This window comes from Actinoplanes sandaracinus, from assembly GCF_030009775.1.
Taxonomy (GTDB): domain Bacteria; phylum Actinomycetota; class Actinomycetes; order Mycobacteriales; family Micromonosporaceae; genus Actinoplanes; species Actinoplanes sandaracinus.
Map to the genome: position 1 here is coordinate 177,293 of NZ_JASCTH010000016.1, position 19,122 is coordinate 196,414.

18 protein-coding genes are annotated in these 19,122 nt (G+C 71.3%); 6 read left to right on the forward strand and 12 right to left on the reverse strand.

Features of this window, described 5'->3' with window-relative positions; all coding sequences use genetic code 11:
- Positions 1-81: 81 nt before the first annotated feature.
- The 5 genes from QLQ12_RS24505 to QLQ12_RS24525 are packed head-to-tail and all read right to left on the reverse strand — an operon-like array spanning position 82 to position 6,848.
- Entirely contained in the window at positions 82-642 is a 561-nt protein-coding gene (locus tag QLQ12_RS24505; RefSeq protein ID WP_282762772.1) for a hypothetical protein, read from the reverse strand.
- The gene (locus QLQ12_RS24510) at positions 639-2,729 is read right to left on the reverse strand and encodes a galactose oxidase early set domain-containing protein (RefSeq protein ID WP_282762773.1); all 2,091 of its coding nucleotides are present in this window, start codon (positions 2,727-2,729) and stop codon (positions 639-641) included. Before QLQ12_RS24510 ends, QLQ12_RS24505 begins: the two co-directional genes overlap by 4 nt.
- Positions 2,726-3,979 carry a glycosyltransferase gene (locus tag QLQ12_RS24515; protein ID WP_282762774.1) on the reverse strand — a complete coding sequence of 418 codons (1,254 nt, stop codon included), beginning with the start codon at positions 3,977-3,979 and terminating at the stop codon, positions 2,726-2,728. The genes QLQ12_RS24510 and QLQ12_RS24515 overlap by 4 nt, the downstream gene beginning before the upstream one ends.
- Positions 3,976-5,598 carry a phospholipid carrier-dependent glycosyltransferase gene (locus QLQ12_RS24520; RefSeq protein ID WP_282762775.1) on the reverse strand — a complete coding sequence of 541 codons (1,623 nt, stop codon included), beginning with the start codon at positions 5,596-5,598 and terminating at the stop codon, positions 3,976-3,978. The genes QLQ12_RS24515 and QLQ12_RS24520 overlap by 4 nt, the downstream gene beginning before the upstream one ends.
- A complete protein-coding gene (locus QLQ12_RS24525; RefSeq protein WP_282762776.1) occupies positions 5,595-6,848 on the reverse strand; it encodes a glycosyltransferase in 1,254 nt (417 codons plus the stop codon). The genes QLQ12_RS24520 and QLQ12_RS24525 overlap by 4 nt, the downstream gene beginning before the upstream one ends.
- Here QLQ12_RS24525 and QLQ12_RS24530 point away from each other — a divergent pair.
- The 3 genes from QLQ12_RS24530 (at position 6,847) to QLQ12_RS24540 (ending at position 8,561) form a co-directional block, all read left to right on the forward strand.
- Complete coding sequence (locus QLQ12_RS24530; protein WP_282762778.1) at positions 6,847-7,065, forward strand: hypothetical protein; 219 nt, start codon at positions 6,847-6,849, stop codon at positions 7,063-7,065. The genes QLQ12_RS24525 and QLQ12_RS24530 overlap by 2 nt on opposite strands.
- A 265-nt stretch (positions 7,066-7,330) precedes the next feature.
- Entirely contained in the window at positions 7,331-7,996 is a 666-nt protein-coding gene (locus QLQ12_RS24535) for a carbonic anhydrase (protein ID WP_282762779.1), read from the forward strand.
- A 25-nt stretch (positions 7,997-8,021) separates the two neighbouring features.
- Positions 8,022-8,561: a DUF6346 domain-containing protein gene (locus QLQ12_RS24540; protein WP_282762780.1), complete on the forward strand. Its 540-nt coding sequence runs from the start codon at positions 8,022-8,024 to the stop codon at positions 8,559-8,561.
- Here the strand turns inward: QLQ12_RS24540 and QLQ12_RS24545 are convergent.
- From QLQ12_RS24545 to QLQ12_RS24555, 3 genes are all read right to left on the reverse strand, one after another.
- Positions 8,539-8,907: an STAS domain-containing protein gene (locus QLQ12_RS24545; RefSeq protein ID WP_282762781.1), complete on the reverse strand. Its 369-nt coding sequence runs from the start codon at positions 8,905-8,907 to the stop codon at positions 8,539-8,541. The two genes, QLQ12_RS24540 and QLQ12_RS24545, sit on opposite strands and share 23 nt — an antisense overlap.
- A gap of 117 nt (positions 8,908-9,024) precedes the next feature.
- A complete protein-coding gene (locus tag QLQ12_RS24550) occupies positions 9,025-9,876 on the reverse strand; it encodes a hypothetical protein (RefSeq protein WP_282762782.1) in 852 nt (283 codons plus the stop codon).
- 29 nt (positions 9,877-9,905) lie between these two features.
- Positions 9,906-11,657, reverse strand: a complete 1,752-nt coding sequence (locus QLQ12_RS24555; RefSeq protein ID WP_282762783.1) for a cellulase family glycosylhydrolase — start codon at positions 11,655-11,657, stop codon at positions 9,906-9,908.
- A 73-nt stretch (positions 11,658-11,730) separates the two neighbouring features.
- Between QLQ12_RS24555 and QLQ12_RS24560 the strand changes: the two genes are divergently transcribed.
- The gene (locus tag QLQ12_RS24560; RefSeq protein ID WP_282762784.1) at positions 11,731-13,197 is read left to right on the forward strand and encodes an aminopeptidase P family protein; all 1,467 of its coding nucleotides are present in this window, start codon (positions 11,731-11,733) and stop codon (positions 13,195-13,197) included.
- Here the strand turns inward: QLQ12_RS24560 and QLQ12_RS24565 are convergent, their stop codons facing one another.
- Together QLQ12_RS24565 and QLQ12_RS24570 are read right to left on the reverse strand one after the other, a co-directional pair.
- Positions 13,198-13,956 (reverse strand): matrixin family metalloprotease, encoded by a 759-nt coding sequence (locus QLQ12_RS24565; RefSeq protein WP_282762785.1) that lies wholly within the window; start codon positions 13,954-13,956, stop codon positions 13,198-13,200.
- Positions 13,957-13,996: 40 nt separating this feature from the next.
- Complete coding sequence (locus tag QLQ12_RS24570; protein ID WP_282762786.1) at positions 13,997-16,105, reverse strand: GGDEF domain-containing protein; 2,109 nt, start codon at positions 16,103-16,105, stop codon at positions 13,997-13,999.
- A 234-nt stretch (positions 16,106-16,339) separates the two neighbouring features.
- On the opposite strand from QLQ12_RS24570, the gene QLQ12_RS24575 reads away from it, so the two are divergent.
- A complete protein-coding gene (locus tag QLQ12_RS24575) occupies positions 16,340-17,002 on the forward strand; it encodes a DUF2231 domain-containing protein (protein WP_282762787.1) in 663 nt (220 codons plus the stop codon).
- 5 nt (positions 17,003-17,007) lie between these two features.
- On the opposite strand, the gene QLQ12_RS24580 is transcribed toward QLQ12_RS24575, so the two are convergent.
- A complete protein-coding gene (locus tag QLQ12_RS24580) occupies positions 17,008-17,997 on the reverse strand; it encodes a helix-turn-helix transcriptional regulator (RefSeq protein WP_282762788.1) in 990 nt (329 codons plus the stop codon).
- A gap of 56 nt (positions 17,998-18,053) precedes the next feature.
- Between QLQ12_RS24580 and QLQ12_RS24585 the strand changes: the two genes are divergently transcribed.
- Positions 18,054-18,584, forward strand: a complete 531-nt coding sequence (locus QLQ12_RS24585) for a DinB family protein (RefSeq protein ID WP_282762789.1) — start codon at positions 18,054-18,056, stop codon at positions 18,582-18,584.
- Positions 18,585-18,588: 4 nt separating this feature from the next.
- On the opposite strand, the gene QLQ12_RS24590 is transcribed toward QLQ12_RS24585, so the two are convergent.
- The gene (locus QLQ12_RS24590; protein ID WP_282762790.1) at positions 18,589-19,101 is read right to left on the reverse strand and encodes a PaaI family thioesterase; all 513 of its coding nucleotides are present in this window, start codon (positions 19,099-19,101) and stop codon (positions 18,589-18,591) included.
- Positions 19,102-19,122 lie beyond the last annotated feature (21 nt).

Here is a 19,122-nt window from a genome sequence, read left to right on the forward strand (position 1 = left end):
GGCGCCGGCCGTCCATTCCGGAGACCGTGCGGGCGCGAACGGTGCGGGGCACGATGGGCGCGCCCCGCACCGATCGCGGGATCACTCGTCGCAGGCCGAGCCGTTGCGGTCCGGGTCGAGGCCCTGACGGTCCGGGCCGGTGACCTTGAGGGCCGGGAAGCCGTGGTCGCGCAGCCAGGCGCACTTGTCGGTGACGCCCGGCGGGAAGCGGACCGGAACGCATTGGGCGATCGTGCCGTAGGAGCGGTCGCAGCCGTCGACCGTCGGCGCGACCTTCACCGGCGCGGTGGGTTTGCGCTTGGGCTTCTGCCTGGTCACGCCGGGCTGCCCGGCGAAGGGCTGGACGAACGGGGCCGGTGTGGCACGGCGCGCCGGCGCGCGGGCGGCCTGCTGTCCGGCGGCGGCCAACTCCCGAGTCTGCCCGGTGCTCCCGGGACCACCGGCGCCCGGCGCCGCGGGACCCGCGCCGGGATCGGTTCCGGGACCCCCGGGAGTGGGCGCGATGTCGGGCAGTCCTCCCTCGGCGGCGACCGAGGTCGTGCGGATCGTCCCCGGGTCGTTCCCGGTGAGCGACACCCAGCCGACGCCGGCGGTGAGGGCTACCGCGGCCAGGGCCAGCGCGGCCAGTCGGGTACGGCTCATCCGATCTTCACCCACTTCGCTACCGAGGGAACGCCGTTGGTGCCGACCACGAACAGCATGTACCAGCCGGGCGGCGCCAGGTTGGGGTTGCTGGTCAGGTTCAGGTCGATCGAGTTGCCGTTGACCGTCATCGGCAGATCGACGAACCGCTGGTTCGGGTCGCTGGAGTGGGTCACCGCGGCCGGGCGGATCAGCTCCGCCTTGAGGACCGGCTTGTCGACGGTGATCGTGTTCGCGCTGCCGTACGCCCAGTTCGCGCTGGACAGGCCGGTGATCTGCGGACGGGCGCCCTGGAACAGGTACGGCGGCGAGTACACCGACACGCGCATGTCGAAGGTGCCGTTGCCGGGGTTGTCGCCGACCGCCATCACCCGGCCGTCGGGCAGCAGGAACGCCGACGAGTGGTACCCGCGCGGCACCGGGTCGGTGGCCATGCCGGGCGTGAACTGATTGGTGGCCGGGTCGTACATCGAGGCCTCGAAGACGGGGTCGGCCCGGTTGTGCAGGGCCCCGCCGGTCTCGAACACCTTGCCGTCCGGCAGCAGCACCGCGGAGACGTACATCTTGCCCTGGTCTCCGGTCTGAGCGACGCCGCCGGTGAGCTTGCCGTGCGGGATCGGCGGCCCGGCGGTGTAGGCCGGCGACGGCTGCTTGAGGTCGATGATGTCGGTGAGCCGGTGGGCGTCCGGGTTGGTCTCGATGTTGCCGCCGCCCAGGGTGAGGACCTTCTGGTCCTGGGCCGGCGGCAGTAGCACGCTCATCGATTGGTCGCGCTCGTCCTTCTTGCGCAGACCCGGAACGGGCGCGATGGTGCCGGCCTGGTAGTCGTAGATCGACGAGCCGCTGCCGGGGGTGCCGTTGCCGAAGACGTGGCTGCCGCTGTAGAAGAGGCGGCCGTCCTGCATCAGGACCATCGACGGGTAGAGGCCCCAGAAGTTCCACGTCTGGTTCGCCTCGTTGAGGCCGAGCCAGCGCTGCTGGGCGTCGGAGAAGTACTGGGTGGCGACCGTGCCGTGGGAGTCCTCGCCCAGGCCGCCGAGCGAGATCACGTCACCGTTGCCCATCACGGTCGCCGACGGGTACCACGATCCCGCGGTCATGTCGTTGACCCGCTGGTAGGCGCTGGTCGCCGGGTCGAAGATGTACGAGTTCTTCAGACCCTTGTAGCCGTGGCCGCCGTCGGCGGCCGGATAGTCCTTGTTGCCGCCCATGACCAGCACCCGGCCGTCCTTGAGCTGAACGTGCCCGGCACAGAACAGGTCCTCCGGCGTGGGCACGGCGGTGAACCGGCCGGTACCCGGCTTGTAGATCGCGGTCTTGAAGGTCTTCGCGGCGAACGCGTCGGGATCGTTGCCGGAGCCGGCGATGAGCAGGACGTCGCCGTTGCGCAGCACCACGGCGTGGATGCCGCGGACCGCCGAGTCGAACGGCATGACCTGCCAGTCGCCCTTGACGCACTTGTCGCCCGCGCTGCACGAGTCGTCCGGCGTCGGCTGGGTCGCGTCGACCATGGTGTAGTCGTCGGTCTTCAAGGTGCCGTTGCCGTAGATGGTGATGCCCCAGACGATCTGGTCGGTGTTCGCCGGGACCTGCGGGGTGCGGACGGTCTGCTGGGTCCACCCGGTGGCGACCGGCAGGCTGGCCAGGTCGGTCCAGTACACCCAGCCCTGCGCGACGTCGTGCCGGAACACCGTCATCACCGTGTTCGGGGTGGACGACTTGTACCAGGCGGACAGGTCGTACTGGTGACCCGGCGTGACGTTCGGCGCGCACGAGGTGTCTTCGAGCATCATCGCCTTGCGGTCGCCCTGGCCGGCCGTGGTCAGGGTGACCGACATCGACCGGGCGCCGCTGTGCGCGTCGGCGCTCACCTCGAAGGTGTGGCCGTTGGCGCCCCAGCCGGACTTCTCCCAGCAGACCGGGAATCCGTCGCCGGCGATCGACTCCAGGCCCGGGTTGGCGATCAGGTTCGCGCCGGCCGACGCCGGGCGCTCCGGAAGAACGAGGAACAGCGCCAGGGTGAGCACCAGCAACCGGGCTATGTGGAGCCGGTTACGCCGGCTCAGTAACGGGCGTGACGGGGTCATGGCTTCTTTCCGGCTCGGTAGATCAGCTTCTCGGAGATCAGGAATCGGACGACGAACGACGCCAGCAGGGTCAGCAGGTTGCCGGCCAGGACGCCCAGGCTCAAGCCGCTGACCAGCAGCGCCAGCAGCGGGATCCGCAGCAGCAGGTCGGCGTTGCCGACCAGGAAGAACCGGCTGAACCGGCTGGCCGGACCCCGCCGCCGGTGGTTGCGGTAGAGCAGCGTGTCGGTCAGGGCGAAGTTCCAGCCGACCGCGATCATGTTGGCCACCACCGCGGCAGCCGTGTAGTGCATCTCGGTGAAGCTGGTCAGCGCCCACAGCACGGCCTGGTTGGGCAGCAGCCCGGAGACGCCGATCAGGGCGAACGCCAGCAGCCGCAGCCGGGCCGGCCCGATCCGCAGCCCGGCGAGGTGTTTCAGGAAGCGGATCCCCTCGGCGGCCGTCGACTTGGACTCGCCGGCGTGCCGGGCCTGGAAGCCGTACGGCACCTCGACGATCCGGCCGGGCCGGTTGCGGACGATCAGCTCCAGCAGGATCTTGTAGCCGAGCGGACGGAGCCGCCCGGTGTCCAGCGAACTGGCGCGGATCGCGAACAGGCCGCTCATCGGGTCGCTCACCGACAGCAGACTGTTCCGGAACAGAGTCTTCACCAGCAGCGTCGAGCCTCGGGAGACCAGCTTGCGGTACCCGTCGGCGAGTCCTCCGGTGTCGCCGCCGCGCGCGTAACGGCTGCCGACGACCAGGTCGGCGCCGTCGCGCAGGCCGGCGGCGATCAGGTCGGGCACGATCTCCGGCGGATGCTGGAGATCGGCGTCCATGACCACGATCCACTCGCCGCGGGCGATCCGCATGCCCTCGACCACGGCCCCGCCCAGCCCGCCCTCGCCCTGTTCGCGGTGGTGGACGGTTACCGCGATCGGGAAGCCGGCGAGAGACGCGGCGATCACCTCAGGGGTGCCGTCGGTGCTGTCGTCGACGAACACGATCTCGGTGTCCTCGTGCGGCAGGGCGGCCGCGAGCCGTTCCAGCAGGGCGGGCACGTTGTCGCGCTCGTTGTAGGTGGGCACGATGATGCTCTGCCGCAACGTGACCGGCGACGGGAGCACGCCGATCTGGCCGGGCAGCACGGCCCGGGTGCGGCCGTGCCCGCGGTACCGCTCCAGCGACAGGGTCTTCTCACCGGGGCCGGCGCTCGCCTGGTGCGGCAGCGCCACCGGGGCCCGGCCCTGCGCCTGCGTGGGGGTGGTCATGAGCGGATCTCCTTGTTGATGCGGCGGATCTCGATACGGCCGTCGGCCGGCCCGAACGCCGCCTCCACCGTCGAGTTCGTCAGCAGGGTGTTCACCAGCGGCAGCGATCCCGGGTCCTGGCGTAGCGCGGGCGTCGACACCAGGTAGTCGACGTCTCGCCAGCCGTTCGGCATCCGGGCGGCGACCGCCGGGTCCAGGTCGAGCTTGTAGAACCAGATGACCTGCTCCTCCGGATAGCCGGCGTTCACGCAGTCGAGCCAGAGGACGTCGTCGACGACCACCGTGGCGCCGGCCCGGTCCGGGACGGAGGTGCGCAGGTAGTCGGCGGCGGCCGTGTAGCCGGCGTTGTCCGCGGCGGTCAGTGCCCGCTGGTTGCCGGCCCACCAGCGGGGGCCGATCAGCGTCGCGGCGAGCAGCACGGCCACGGTCGCCAGCGCGGGCCGCCACCAGCGCCGGTGGGCCGGGACGGCCCGGCCGGTGACGTCCAGCATTCCGGCGATGACGATGGCGAAGAACGGGAGGATCTGGACGACGTACATGGCCGGGAGGTAGCCGCCGGGACGGATCGCGACCAGCACCAGGATCACGGCGGCGACGGCCGCGGGGCGCAGGCGGCGTACGACCAGCGCCGGCACCGTGGCCGCCAGTCCGGCCAGCAGGATCACCGGGTCGTAGAACAGCCAGGACTTCACCAGCTCGTGCGACCCGGCCCCGGCCTCGAAGATGCTGCCCGTGCCGGACCTGTTGGCGAGCTGGAACTGCCAGGCGCCGATCAGCGACACGTGCCCGGGGCCGGGGAACAGCTCGCCGCGGAGCAGGGCGTAGAGCGGGTAGAACATCCCGACCAGGACCAGGCCGCTGAGGTAGCCACCGACCGCCCAGGGGCGGGTGGAGCTGCGGGCCGCGTTCTGCCACAGCGCCACACACACCGCCGGCAGGGTGACCAGCATGGTCTCCTTGCTGAGCACGGCGAGCGCGGTGGCGGCCCCGGCCGCGGTGTAGTGCCACAGGTTGCGGCGCGGGGACAGGACCAGGGCGAGCGCGCCGAGCATCCAGGTGACCGCGAAGGTGTCCAGGTAGATCTCGCGGTACATGGTGATGGTCAGCGGCGACAGGCCGAAGATCAGCAGTCCTGCGGCGGCGGCCCAGACGGCCATGCCGAGGCGGCGGCAGACCAGGTAGACCAGCAGCAGGCAGGCCGCGACGACCGGGATCATGGCGACCCGGGCGGCCATCACGGCGGGGCCGTCGACCTGGAAGAGGCCGGGGATCCAGGACAGCGCGGCGAGCTGGATCCAGGCCAGGGGCGGGTGGTCGTACCAGTAGGTGTAGTGGGCCAGGCCCTTGCCGGTGGCCACCGCCCAGGCCTGCGCGAGGTAGGTGCCCTCGTCGTCGCTGGCCATCGGGAACCCGGTGATGTTGACGGTGAGGACGGCGAGGACCAGCGCGGTGAGTCCACCGGCCAGCAGCCCTTCGCCGCCGGTGAGCTCGCGCCGCCGTACCCGCGAGGGTTGGTGGTCGTGTGCCGGAACGAGTGGCCGGGTGACGTCGATGACGCCGGATCGCGCCTTGGGAATGAGCGCGGTGGTGGTCTGCGGGGGTTCGCTGGTCGTGGTCATGCGACACCCGCCTCGGCGCCCGCGTTGGCGTTGTTGAGGTGGGCGCCGACGTGCGCGGTCAGCTCCCAGTTGCGGCGGCCGGTGTATTCACGCCAGACGGCGCGCAACGCGGCGACGCTCAGCACCAGGGCGTACGGGAACGCGCCGAGGATCAGCCAGGCGTAGTGCAGCGGCTTGATCCGTAGGTGGTACTGCTGCCCGAAGTCGCGCAGGCCGACCGTCTGGAAGACGATGTTGGCGGCCATCGGCACCACCGGGACGAAGGTGGCCAGCGCGATGCCGATCGGCAGGTCGGCGAAGATCGCGGCGGCGATGCCGATCGGGATCGCCACCCCGGAGAAGGCCTGCAGGAACGGGCCGACCAGGGTGTAGCGGGCCAGCAGCCGCTGCCCGAACGACGGCAGCCGCCGCCACTCCCCCTTGCGCAGCACCTGCAGGAAGCCCTGGTTCCAGCGGGTGCGCTGCTTGAGCAGGCTGCCCAGGGTGTCCGGGGTCTCCTCGCGGGTGACCAGCGAGGCCTCGTAGGCGACGACAACCTTGGCGCCGCGGCTGGAGAGCCGCACGCCCAGGTCGCAGTCCTCGGCGAGGCAGGTGCCGTCCCAGCCGTTGGCCGTGCGCAGCACGTCGGTGCGGACGAAGACGGTGTTGCCGCCGAGCGGGATGAAACCCTTGCGGGCGTGCAGGTGCAGCCGGCTGCGGAACCAGAAGAAGTACTCCAGGCAGTTGTGCAGGCTGAACCAGCTGGTGTGGAAGTTGATCAGCTGGACGCCGCCCTGGACCACGTCGGCGCCGGTCGAGCGGAACGCGTGGTCGACGTGCTCCAGCAGGTGCGGGTGCACCTGGTCCTCGGCGTCGAAGACACCGACCACGTCGCCGCGGACGTACGGCAGCGCGGTGTTCAGCGCACGCGGCTTGTTCTTGACCTCGTTGTGGTCGGTGACCACCAGGACGCGGCCGGGCGCGTTCTCCGCGGCCCGGTGGGCGACGGCCGCCGTCTCCGGGTCGTCGTGGCCGACGATCACGATGATCTCGTAGCCCTGGTGGGTCGAGCGGAGCAGGCGCTGGATCGTGTGCTCCAGCACGGACTGCTCGTGCCGGGCCGGGAGCAGCAGGGAGAACGTCAGGCGGTGGTCACCGTCCGGCTCGGCGAAGCGCGTGGCGGCCAGCGTCTCGGGGGTACGCCACGCGTGCATCGTCCACCAGAGGGTCACCGCCGCGAACGTGGCGAGCACGACGGAAGTGAGGATCATGACGGCGGCAGCCAAGGTCGTCGCCCTTTCAGCAATGGAGGAATACGCCACCAGGAATGGAGCGGCCCGACTTTATCGTGATTCGGCATGCACAATTCAAGTCGATCTCGATGATTCCCACTTCCCGGTGAGTTATTTCGAATCTCTTTCCCTCGAAACACTCGTCGGATTGACGACACTACAATTCTTTTCGCCCGACATCAGGGACGAAAAATAGCCCGGAGCGCTTCACCGAGCGCGACCGGGCGGCGGGCTGGAAACCCACTGAAAGAACATAAGCCATGTCGGCTCTTTCTCGCGTCACGCTTCCGAGGGAACGACCCCTCTCGCGCCCGGAGCATTCGACCTCAACTCCCGAAATACGGCTTGAGTCCGTTTTGGAGGCCAATGTCGACATACCCATGTCTTGATCGCGATAGACACTGGCGAACCGTGATCAACAGGAGCAGGATGCCGGTATCCCTCTGTGTTTGGAGCACACGATGTTGGACTCATCGCTTCGCCGGCGGTCTCTCTTCGCCGCCGGTGGCGCACTCGCCGGATCGATGGCCCTCGGCGAGGCCGCCGCGGCCTCCACCCGGCCCGCGAACCCGCTGGACGCCCTGCTCGCCGGCAACCGCCGGTTCGTCACCGGGCACGCACGGCACCCCCACCAGAGCCCGGCCCGGATCAAGGAGATCGCCGCCGGACAGCACCCGTTCGCCGTGATCCTGGGTTGCGCGGACTCGCGGGTGGCCCCGGAGATCCTCTTCGACCAGGGCGTCGGCGACCTCTTCGACAACCGAGTCGCCGGAAACCTCGTCGACGACCTGCTGCTCGGCAGCATCGAGTACGCGGTGGAGGAGTTCACCCCGCCGCTGATCATCGTCCTCGGGCACGAACGCTGCGGAGCGATCAGCGCCACCCTGGACGCGGTGCGGACCGGCGCCGAGGCCCCCGGCCACATCGGCGCGATCGTGGAGGCGCTGCGGCCGATCGTCGCGCCGTTCGCCGACGACCCGAACGGCGTGGAGAAGGCGGTCCGCGCCAACATCCGGGCCCAGGTGTCGGCCCTCGTCACTCGCAGCGAGATCGTGGCACACAGCGGGGCCCGGGTGGTCGGCGCCCGCTACGACCTGGACACCGGCCAGGTCACGGTGGTTTGCTGAGCGACCACCGAAACGGGGATCGTCGATGGGGCGCAAACGGCTGACCGCCGCGCAGAAACGGCGCAGAGACGCACTCCACCACGCGGAGACGCTCCGGCGGCAGATCCGGGACACCGCACCCGTCGACGACCGGCGCAGCGTCAGGACATTGGTGCTCCTGGCGCTGCTCGGCCTCGCCCTGTTCAACGCCGGCACGACGATCGGCCGGCACACCGGACCCGATTTCGCGCGGGCCGCGCCGAAGGGGACGGCGACCGTCGAGCAGTGTCAGCGCCGCGGTCCCCTCACCCTCTTCGAGGGCGTCGGCTTCTACGACTCCTGTCTGGTGTGGGCACAGTGGAGCGACGGCCGATCGGAGCGCCTGCGGATCGACGACGCCGGCTTCTTCCGAGGCGAGAAACCCGGCGACACGCTCCGGATCGGGTACGACATGTCGCGCCCCGAGGTCCGGCACTGGTCGGCGCTGCAACTGGTGATGTACCTCCTCTGCGGTCTCGGCGGCCTGCTCTTCGTGGGGACGGCTCTGGCGCTGATCGGCAGGTTCACGGAGTGGATGTCGCAATGAGGTCGTCGCTCCACGCCGGGTGAGCGACCTCGGGCTCACACAGGCCGGTCAGCGCGAGGGCCTGCCGCACGTGGCCGTGAGCGTTGACGATCTCGTAACCGTGGCCCGACCGCAGGGCACGGGTGTAGCCGACCAGCAGCAGCTCGATGCACTCGCTGCCGATCGACTCGGCCCGCTCCATGTCGACGAACACGCGGTGCCCCCGGCGCCCGGAGGCGAACACATCCCGCAGGCCGAGGCGCAGCACCCGGTGCGCGTCGCGGTCGAAGGCGCCGATGAGGCGCAGGTGGACGGTGGACCCCGTCCTGCGGGTGTCTCGCTCGATCTCGTAACGCGGGTCGGTCATGCCTGAAGTCGTACCCGCGGAATGTGTCCGAGAGCCGAAATCCCGATGACACCGTGACCGAGCCAACAGCTGCCCTGACCGGGACGCGTCTGCTGGGTGACGGTCCGTGTCCGGCACTCAGAACGGCACGCAGACCAGCTCGCTGTAGAGCAGGTCGATCTGGTCGGGCCGAAGGTACGGACTGTGGAACATCCGGCGGCGCGCCGACCGCAGCCGCACCGACGGCCGGGGGCGGTGGCCGGCGACCCGGGGTTCGACGAGGGTGGCCGGGATCCGATGGCGCACCAGCAGGTGGCCGGTGAACGGCCGGAACATCCGGCGGAACACGAGCGGGTCACTGACGTGCACCAGAGAGGCGAAGAAGGGCAGGTTCTTCGGGCGATCGGCACGGAACACCACGTGGCACGTACCCCCGGAATCGGTGAGAACGGTGTGCCGGGCCGCGGCCGTCTCCCGGTGGTCGAGATATCGCCGCAGGTCGTCGCCGGTGAGCAGGCGTTCGATCCGGCCCGGGTCGGAGGTGACCCGGCCCGGCGGAGCCGGCCATGGCAGGTTGGGCGCGAGCAGCAGGGTGCTGTCGAGATGCCGGAAGCCGAGACGTTCGTTGATGCCGATCACGTTGCCGCTGGGCGTGAGGTCGGTGAAGTGGTACCCCTCCTGCGCGAGTATCGCCTTGAGCAGACGGAAGCTGGACAGCCGGTACTCCGGCAGCACGCACCAGCCGCCCAGGTTGCAGAACCGCTCACGCCTTCCGCCGATCGCGCGTTCCGAATAGAAGGCCAGGTAGACGCCGACGACGGTGGCCGCGGAGAGCAGCATGAACCCGTGGTTGGGCGCGTCCGCCCGCCAGGGCGGGATGATCGATCGCGCCCACACGTCGACGTGGAGCCGGGAGTTCAGGTGCGTGTGCAGGAACTGTGCCACCCGCTGCACGTCCGCGGGTGTGATCGGCACGACGGTGACACTCATGGACCAAGAATCGCCACGCCGTCCGGCGGTCACCAACCCGCCACCCACCCGAGTAGTTCGGTGCGGGCCGCGGTCAGCGTGGCGGGCGGAACCGACGCCACGTCGGCGGCGTTGACCACCAGCGCGACGTGCACGGCGCCCGGCGCGGAGCCGGCCGCGTCGAGCAGCAGCCGCCGGGCGGTGGTGGCGCCCTGCTCGGTGGCGACCGCGATCGGCCCGCTCGCCGGGAGCCCGGCGCGGACGCCGAGGTCGGAGACCACGACCGTCCGGGCGGACGGGAACGATCCGGGAAGGTGCAGTTCGGTCGGCGCGCCGAGCGGGGTGGACGGCTCCCGCCAGACCAGGACGCCGTACTGGCGCCGCGCGACGAGGCCGGCGATGGCCGGCAGCCGGGACGGAACGGTCAGCCACGCCTGCTGGCGGCCGGCTCCGGCGTAACCGTCGCGGGCCAGGTCCTCGTAGGCGAAGGCGACGGTGCTCCCGGCCACCGCGCTCGGGTAGAGGCGGTCGAGGACGCGCCGATCCAGCCGCAGCGCCCCGTTCGCGATCACCGAGTGGTCCTCGCCGTTCCAGGCGTCCCCGGTCGTCTGGATCTTGTCCGGGTTGCCGTTCATCGGCTCGTGGTGCCGGCCGCTGTAGACGTCCCACTGCCACTGGGTGGACGACAGCACCGGCCCGGACCCGGCCGCGCCGTTCCAGAAGGCGCTGCCGGCCAGCCGTGAGTCGAGGCCCTGGTACATGGCACGGACCATCCACGGCGTCCGGGAGCCGCTCATCGCGTTGCCGAACTCGGAGACGAAAGCGCTGGTGCCCAGCGCGGCAGCGCGGTCCCGGATCCGGTTCATCGCCGCGCTGTACGTCCCGTTACCGGCTGCCGTCGGGTCGAGGGTCATCCGCGCCCCGTCGTAGTAGTGGCTGTTGAAGACGTAACGCGGCCCCAGCGGGGCGATCGTGGAGAACCCGCCCGCCTCGCCGAACCCGGTGTTCCAGAAGACCAGTGGTCCGGCGTAGAGCGGCCGGTCCGCCCAGCCGGCCGCGTCCATCACGGCCCGGAACCGCTGATAGAACGGCATCAGCCAGGTGGATTCCCAGGTCGTTCCGGAAGCGCCGTCCAGCCCGCCGTCGAAGGGCTCGTTGAACGGGTCGACGCCGAGCATCATCGAGTGGTCCAGACGGGCCCGGAAATGGACCAGCGCCGCGCGGGCCTGCTCGAGGTAGGCGTCCTGCACCCCGTTGCGGTTGCGCCAGAAGTCGTACATCGCCGACCGGACCGCTGCGTTGGTGAGCATGTTCTGCCCCCACAGGACGCAGATGCCGCAGGACTCGTCGGGGTAGTTCGCGGCGTCGATCACCCACTTCGGCGCGCCGTCGCCGGTGTACCAGCTGTCCGGGTCGAACAGGTGCGCCGAGTAGAGGTCCTGGTGGTAGTCGATCATCACGCGGATGCCGCGGTCGGTGAACTGCCGGATCTGGGCGGCGGCCCGGTCCAGGTACGCGGTGTCGATGCGGTCGCGGGCCGGCTGCACGCCTTCCCAGCTGATCAGGAAACGGATCGCGTTGGCGCCGGTGAGCTCGCGCATCTGGCCGGCGGCGGCGGCCGCGTCGGCGGTGCTCCGGAACGGGAGGAGACCGTTCTCGTACAGCTTGGTGCTGCCGGAGACGTTGAAGCCGCGCAGCACGATCTCGCGGCCGGCAGGATCGGTAGGTGCGGCCGCGGCCGGTTGTGCCGGCAGAACCACGCCCACGGTGAGCAGCAGAAGTGCACTCAAGAAGGCCCGCATGTATCGATGGTAATCACTTGTTCACATTCGGTAACCCCCGCGATAACCGCGACTTATGGCAGCATTTCCCCTCGTGGCAAGTGAGAAGCAAGCAGAGAACGAACACCGCGCCGGACCGGGCAGCGACGCGTTCCGCGCGTTCATGGCCTCCGGATGGACGCCTCGCACGCCGGCGCCGGCGCCCCGCTCCGAGGCCGCGGCCTGGGCGGCCCGCCGCCGGACCGCCCTGACCGGCCGTTTCCCCGGCGAGCGGCTCGTCATCCCGGCCGGTGGGCTGAAGGTGCGCAGCAACGACACCGACTACCCGTTCCGCCCGCACACCGCCTTCGCCTACCTGACCGGCCTCGGCGCGGAGGCCGAACCGGACAGCGTGCTCGTCCTCGACCACCATGGCGCGACCCTCTACTTCCGGCCGCCCGCGCCGCGCGACAGCGCCGAGTACTTCGCCGACTCCCGCCACGGCGAGTTCTGGGTCGGCCCGCGGCCCGGCACCGAGGAGATCGAGTCCCGCCTCGGCCTCGGCGCCGCCCACCTCGACTCGCTGCCGGACGCGCTGGCCAAGGACACCGACCCGGCCCGGATCCGGGTGCTGCGGTCAGCCGACCCGGACGTGGCGGCGATCGTCGACCGGCTCCGGGTGGACGGCCCGGCCCGACTGCCGGAGGCCGACGCCGAACTCGACCGTCACCTGTCCACGGTGCGGCTGGTCAAGGACGAATGGGAGATCGGCGAGATGCGCTCGGCGGTCGCCGCGACGCATCGCGGCTTCGACGCGATCATCGAGGCGCTCCCCGAGGCGGTCGCGCGAGGACGCGGCGAGCGGTGGGTCGAGGGCGTCTTCGGGCTGCACGCCCGGCATCAGGGCAACGGCATCGGGTACGACTCGGTCTGCGCCGCCGGCGACCACGCCAACACCATCCACTGGCAGAAGAACACCGGTGAGGTGCGACCGGGCGAGCTGATTCTCATCGACGCCGGAGTGGAGGTCGACTCGCTGTTCACCGCCGACATCACCCGTACCCTGCCGGTCGGCGGCCGGTTCAGCGACGCCCAGCGCGAGGTCTACGAGGCCGTCCTCGCCGCGCAGGAGGCCGGGCTGGCCGCGGTGAAGCCGGGCAACCGGTTCCGTGACATCCACGCCGCCGCGATCCGGGTGATCGCCGAGAGACTGCACGGGTGGGGCCTGCTGCCCGACGGCGTGACCGTCGAGCAGACTCTGGACGCGGAGAACGGCGGCTGGCACCGCCGCTGGATGGTCCACGGCACCTCACACCACCTGGGCATGGACGTTCACGACTGCGCGCTGCTGCGGCGCGACGACTACCTGGACGGCGAACTGCTGCCCGGCATGATCCTGACCGTCGAGCCGGGCCTCTACTTCAAGGCCGACGACCAGCTGGCGCCGGAACGGTTCCGCGGCATCGGCGTGCGGATCGAGGACGACGTGCTGGTGACCGCCGACGGTCACGAGAACCTGTCGGCGGCGATGCCCCGCACCGCCGCCGACGTCGAGTCGTGGGTCTCCGGCCTGGCGAAGTGATCAGACCCGGCCCGCGGAGTCGACGGCCGCCCTGGCCGACCGCGAGTGGTAAAGGCACCCGCTGGACTTGCCGAGCTTGCGCAGCCCGGCCAGGTCACCGGCGCCCCACACCGCCTTCTTCGAGGTGATCGTGTGGTACATGATCTGGCTCCGGTCGTCCTGCTCCGGGTGAGCCAGACCGATCGCGTGCCCGATCTCGTGCAGCAGCACCGCGCCGGTGGTGCCGCCCCGGGCAGCCCCGAACCCGCGGGCCATCGACTTCACCGAGGTCGCGTTCAGCACCACGGCGCCCTCGACCATCATCAGCGCCGCGCCACCGGACGCGGTGTACGCGCTCTGCCACACTCCCCCGCCCATGCCCAGCGCACGGGCGCCGGACGGCAGCCACGTGCTGTGCCGGCCCGGCGTGGCCCAGGCGACGACGAAGTCGGTGCCGGCCGGGTACGTGCCGTTGTAGCCCTTCGCGGCCTGCGGGATCACGCTGGTCGTCCCGGCATACCGGAAGCGCAGCCCGGTGGCCGCGGAGATCCGGCTGAACGCCGTCTTCACCTCGGCGAGCGAGTTCTTCGGCGCCCGGTCCAGATTGACCCGGTAGTCGAGAACGCCACCGCACGGGTTCCAGCGGGCGATCAGCCTGGCACCGTGCGACTGGCTCATGAAGGCGTAGGCCTTCGCGCTGCCGGCGGCCGCCTGGGCCACGCCGGGCTGGGCCACCACCAGCGTGGATACCGCAGCGATCAGGAGCAGAACGCGCTTCATGGGAATCCGTTCTCATCGAGGGATCCCCATTCTGGGATGGCTACGGGTGCCGCCCCGGGTGGTCGCCGGTTGCTAACCGGTTGCCACGGCGCCCGCTCCCGGCGTACCGCCTCGCCTGCTGTTTCTGCTGCTGCCTGACCAGCTGCTTCTCGTGGTAGAGCCGGGCGTCGGCGATCGCGTAGAGATCGTCGAAGTCGTCGCCGGCCACGCCGAGAACCGCGACGCCGATGCTCACGCCGGTCCGAGCGGCCAGCGTCGCGCGCAGCCCGGCCGCGACAGCGAACGGATCGTCGCCGGCGCCGTCGGTGCTCAGCAGGATCACGAACTCGTCGCCGCCGAGCCGGCCCACGATGTCGTGCGGGTGCGTCCCGGCCCGCAGCGTCGCGGCCACCCAGCGCAGCAACTCGTCGCCGGCGGCGTGCCCGTGCGCGTCGTTGAGCCGCTTGAACCCGTCCAGGTCGAGGACGAGCAGGGCGACGTCGCGGCCGGTCCGCCGGGCGTACGCGGTCTCGGCGGCGAACCGCTCGGCGAACCCCCGCCGGTTCAGCACGTCGGTGAGCGCGTCCACCCGGGACAGTTTGGTGAGCAGGCGGCGCTGCCGGGCGGCGGACCTGCCCTGCATCGCGCAGGCCGTCGCCGCGGCCGCCGTGCCGAGCACCTGGATCGCGATGTACCAGCCACCGGGGTCACCGACGAACACTCCGGCCAGCACGTAGAGCCCGCCCGCCGCCACCGCGACCGGCGCCATCACCTCCGGGCGCATGCCCAGCATCAGCAGTGGAATCGGAAGCAGCATGCCGATACCGAGTGGCTGATCCACGCCACCGTCCAGGACGGCGATGGCCCCGCAGCAGACGAACGAACTGACCGCGAACGCCAGCATGAACGGCCGGGCCAGGCGCGACCGGCTCATCCAGCCGGCGCCGGCGACCACCGCCAGGCCGGTCAGGAACCCCCACGCGGACAACGCCACCATGCCGGCCCGGTGCGCGTGGTCGCTCACGAACACCAGCGCATAGACCAGCGCGACACATGTCTGGGTGATCGACATCCAGCCCGGGTCGGCGATCGAATGCCGGCGGCGTTCCCGTGCCTCGACCGCCCGCATCGGGCCGGACGGCCCCATCAGGCTTCGCGCGCCGGCCACCGCCTCGGCGGTCGGAGCGCGCCGTACCCGGGCCGCCTTGTCCTGGTACAGCCGCTGATCGGCGACCAGCAGCAGTCCGGCGTAGTCTGGCGCGTCAGCCGTCAGGGTCGCGTGCCCGAGACTGCCCGGCGCGCAGGCACGCAGCCGCTCCCGGAGCCGTTCCACCACCGTCACGGCGCCGGCCGCGTCCATTCCCGGCATCAGCATCACGAACTCGTCGCCGCCCTGCCGGCCGACGACGTCATGCGCCCGCAGCTCCGCGCGCAACTCCTTCCCGGTCCAGGCCAGCAGCTCGTCACCGGCGCGGTGCCCGTACGTGTCATTGACCTGCTTGAAGTGGTCCAGGTCGAGCAGCACCAGGGTGACCGGGGCGCCGGTGCTCTCGGCCTCGGCCAGTTCGGCGGCCACCCGCTCGTCGAACCCGCGCCGGTTCAGGCAGCCGGTCAGCGGGTCGGTGCGCGAACTGTCGGCCAGACGCCGCCGCAGCGACGCCAGCACCGCCGAATGCCGCAGGCTCAACACCGCGACGGAGGCGAACCCCAGGGCGTGGACCAGCGGGTATCCGGCCGGCGGCGGATCACCCGAAACCAGCAGCACGGTGTACGCGACGACGCCCAGCCCCGCGCTGACCACGAACATCCGTGGAGGCAGCGCGATCGCCATCAGGACCACCGAGAGGGGGATGAACGTGCCCAGCGGCCCGCCCACGCCGCCGTCGAGCAGCCCCAGGACCGCTGAGCCGGCCAGGCTGACGGCCGAGGCGGCCACCTGGATCCAGATCCACCAACGGGTCCGGGCGATCCGGCCGGCCATGGCCCAGCCGAACGCCGCGAACAGCACCAGCGCCGCGGCAACGGACAGCATCGGGCCGCGGCCGGCTGAACTCCAGGTGCCGATCGCGTACGCCGCGGCGAGCACCCCCGGCACCGCCCCGTAGGCGGCGGAGGCCCGCAGCGACTGCCGCCGCGACCGCTGGACGGTGCCCAGGGAATCGCCGTTCACGACCGGCACCTCCCGTGGCAGAACTCGACCCCGCCACCATCGGCCCGGCGCCGCCCGTCTTGAGCCTTTCCCGGGCCCGCGGAACGCGCCGGACCAGGTCGGCCCGTCGGCGGACGTCCGGATTCACCCGCTCGCGGAGTGATTCACCCGCCCGGGACGGCCCGCTCCGAGGAGTTTCCGTCGAGGCTGAGGGGGTCCCGGTGACAGAGGCGACACGGCAGGGGGGACCGTCGCATGCAGAGCCGGCTTCGACTCGCGGGCCACGGGGTGCAGCCGCTGCTGCTGATGTTTCCGCTCGGACTCTTCTGGACGGCCTTCGTCTTCGACCTGGCCACTCTGCTCGGGGCGCCCGCCATGATCGGCACGGTGGCGTTCTGGAACCTGGTGGCCGGTCTGGGCGGCGGTGTGCTCGCCGCGCTGGCCGCCGTCTTCGACGCCGTCTCCGCGGACAGTCCCACCGCGGCCCGGATCTTCTGCCTCGCCCTCCTCCTGGACGTGGGGGTGCTCATCGTCTTCGCCGTTCTCGCGCTGATGCGGGTCCGCGACCCGGACCGTGCCGTGTCCGCGAGCCTGCTCGTCGTCGAGGCCGGCGGTCTGGCCGCCGCCGCGTTCGGCGCCTGGTTCGGCGGTCGTTTCGCCCATCCCCGCGCCCCGGTGGCCGACCGTCGTCGCCCGCGCCCCAGCCCGGGCCCCGTCACCGTCACCGTCACCGTCACCGGCGACGTCATGCCTCGGCCCGCCGCCGGTCACCGACCGCACCGGCAGCCGCATCAGCCGGCCGCCGCGCCGGCGCCCCGGAACGCGGCCGCCCACACCCACACCCACGCCGTCCCCGTGCCACCGGTCCCCCGGCTCGCTGCCGGCACCACCCTGCCGCCCGCACCTCACCTCGGGTAGCGGGCTCAGTCCGGGTGGGCCGGCTCAGTCCGGTGGTCAGGCTCGGGCCGGGTGGCGGCGAGCAGGCGTTCGGCGATGTGGCGGGCGGCTTCACACACCTCGGGGCCGCCGAGAATGCGGTACGGAACAGGGACGGCGGTGAGCTGCTGGGCGTACCAGTAAGGGCTGCTCGTGGTGCCGGTCAGCAGGGTCGTGCCGGGATCCGGGCCGGGCCGGATCGAGCCCAGCGACGGCCCGACGCGGCCGGCCACGTCGCCTGGCGGCGCCTCGATCAGGATCTCGGCGCGGTACTCCCAGCCGCTGGCGAGATGCTCGTCGAGGACGGCGACCGGGTCCAGGTCGTCCGGCGGACGGAAGGTCGCGGTCAGGATCTCCACCGCGGTGACCCGGTCGATCCGATACGCCCGGCGCGCGCCGGAGCTGTACGAGTGGCAGAGCAGGTACCAGCGGCCGTGCCGGACCACGATGGCCCACGGGTCGGCTTCGGTGTCCCATTCCTTGCCGGCCTCGGAGCGGTAACTCAGCCGTACCCTCAGATTTCCCGCGCAGGCCTGCACCAGAGCGCTGGTGAGGTGGGGGTCGGGCCGGGCCGCGGCCGGGTCGGGCGCGGGCGCCGCGGTGCGGCGGACCGCCTCGACGCGGGCGCCCAGGGCCTCCGGCAGCACCCGGACGATCTTGCCGAGCGCGCTGCCCACCGGGTCGCCGCTGTCACCCGCCGCGTGGTGGCCGTCGAGCACCGCCATGACCAGGCCGAGTGCCTCTTCCTGGGTGAACAGCAGCGGGGCGGGGCGGGCGCCGCGGCCGACGCGATAGCCGCCGTAGGGGCCGCGCACCGACTCGATGGGAATGCCGGCCTCGCGCAGGATCGCGATGTAGCGGCGGGCCGCTCGTGCGGAGATGCCGCCGAGTCGCTCGGCGAGCCGGTCGGCGGTGATGCCGGGGCTGCCCTGCACGGCCTCGTAAGCCATCAGCGCCCGTGCCGTCGGGCTTTCCATGGCACTTCCTCGCATTCCGGAAGCCGATCGTCCGGAATGCAGATTAGCGTGCGGTCATGATTCCGATGGGACCTCCCGCGGCCGGAACCGAGGCCGAGACATTGATCGGAGCGCTGGAGCGGCAGCGGCGCACGTTCGCCTGGAAGACCGGCGGGCTCGACGCGACCGGCCTGCGCGCGACCGCCGCGGCCAGCACCATGACGCTCGGCGGACTGCTCAAGCATCTGGCGCTCTGCGAGGACATGTATTTCTCGATCCGCCTGGGTCACCAGCCGGCCGCGCTGTGGAAGGACGTCGACTGGGACGCCGAGCCCGACTGGGAGTGGCGCACCGCGGCCGACGACAGCCCGGAGTTCCTCTACGCCCTGTGGGCGGAGTGCGCGGCACGCTCCCGCGCCAACATCACCGCGGCCCTCAGCGAGGGCGGCCTGGACCATCCGCTCGACTTCACCTGGCCGGACGGGCAGACCCCCAGTCTGCGCCGGGCGCTCATCGACATGATCGAGGAGTACGCCCGGCACACCGGCCACGCCGATCTGATCCGCGAGGCGATCGACGGCCTGACCGGCGAGGATCCGCCGGAATAGCGGGTCAGGCGGCCGGGATCTCGAAGATCATGCAGCTCGAGGTGGCGTGCGCGACCATGCGGCCGGCCGCGTCGGTGATCCGGGCCTCGGCGAGCGCGGTCCGCCGACCGCGCTGAAGGACCGTGCCGGTGCAGGTCAGCCGGCCGGACGAGATGGTGGCCGGCCGGAGGAACTTCACATTGAGGTCCATGCTGGTGTAACCCACTCCGGCCGGCAGGGTGCTGTGCACGGAGCAGGCAGCCGCGGTGTCGAGCAGCGTGGACAGGACGCCACCGTGCACGGTGCCGAGCGGGTTGTAGTGGAACTCCTGCGGGTCCAGCTCGAGGGTGACGCTGCCCTCCTCGACGCGCATGCCGGCGGCGTCGATCAGCTGCATGATCGGCGGCGGGGGGAAGTCGCCCGCGGACATCGACTGAAGGATCTCCAGCCCACTGAGACGGCCGAGCCGGCTCGCGTGCTCGGCCGGGTCGGTCCAGCCGAACGTGCGGGTGCGGGCGGCTTCCTGGGTCTGCGTCATGGATGCAGGCTTACAGAGGCT

Coding starts and splice junctions, on each gene's coding strand:
- QLQ12_RS24505 (WP_282762772.1), bottom strand. CDS start 642: ATGAGCCGTACCCGACTGGCCGCGCTGGCCCTGGCCGCGGTAGCCCTC.
- QLQ12_RS24565 (WP_282762785.1), bottom strand. CDS start 13,956: ATGAAGCGCGTTCTGCTCCTGATCGCTGCGGTATCCACGCTGGTGGTG.
- QLQ12_RS24510 (WP_282762773.1), bottom strand. CDS start 2,729: ATGACCCCGTCACGCCCGTTACTGAGCCGGCGTAACCGGCTCCACATA.
- QLQ12_RS24580 (WP_282762788.1), bottom strand. CDS start 17,997: ATGGAAAGCCCGACGGCACGGGCGCTGATGGCTTACGAGGCCGTGCAG.
- QLQ12_RS24550 (WP_282762782.1), bottom strand. CDS start 9,876: ATGAGTGTCACCGTCGTGCCGATCACACCCGCGGACGTGCAGCGGGTG.
- QLQ12_RS24515 (WP_282762774.1), bottom strand. CDS start 3,979: ATGACCACCCCCACGCAGGCGCAGGGCCGGGCCCCGGTGGCGCTGCCG.
- QLQ12_RS24535 (WP_282762779.1), top strand. CDS start 7,331: ATGTTGGACTCATCGCTTCGCCGGCGGTCTCTCTTCGCCGCCGGTGGC.
- QLQ12_RS24520 (WP_282762775.1), bottom strand. CDS start 5,598: ATGACCACGACCAGCGAACCCCCGCAGACCACCACCGCGCTCATTCCC.
- QLQ12_RS24545 (WP_282762781.1), bottom strand. CDS start 8,907: ATGACCGACCCGCGTTACGAGATCGAGCGAGACACCCGCAGGACGGGG.
- QLQ12_RS24575 (WP_282762787.1), top strand. CDS start 16,340: ATGCAGAGCCGGCTTCGACTCGCGGGCCACGGGGTGCAGCCGCTGCTG.
- QLQ12_RS24585 (WP_282762789.1), top strand. CDS start 18,054: ATGATTCCGATGGGACCTCCCGCGGCCGGAACCGAGGCCGAGACATTG.
- QLQ12_RS24590 (WP_282762790.1), bottom strand. CDS start 19,101: ATGACGCAGACCCAGGAAGCCGCCCGCACCCGCACGTTCGGCTGGACC.
- QLQ12_RS24540 (WP_282762780.1), top strand. CDS start 8,022: ATGGGGCGCAAACGGCTGACCGCCGCGCAGAAACGGCGCAGAGACGCA.
- QLQ12_RS24525 (WP_282762776.1), bottom strand. CDS start 6,848: ATGATCCTCACTTCCGTCGTGCTCGCCACGTTCGCGGCGGTGACCCTC.
- QLQ12_RS24530 (WP_282762778.1), top strand. CDS start 6,847: ATGACGGCGGCAGCCAAGGTCGTCGCCCTTTCAGCAATGGAGGAATAC.
- QLQ12_RS24555 (WP_282762783.1), bottom strand. CDS start 11,657: ATGCGGGCCTTCTTGAGTGCACTTCTGCTGCTCACCGTGGGCGTGGTT.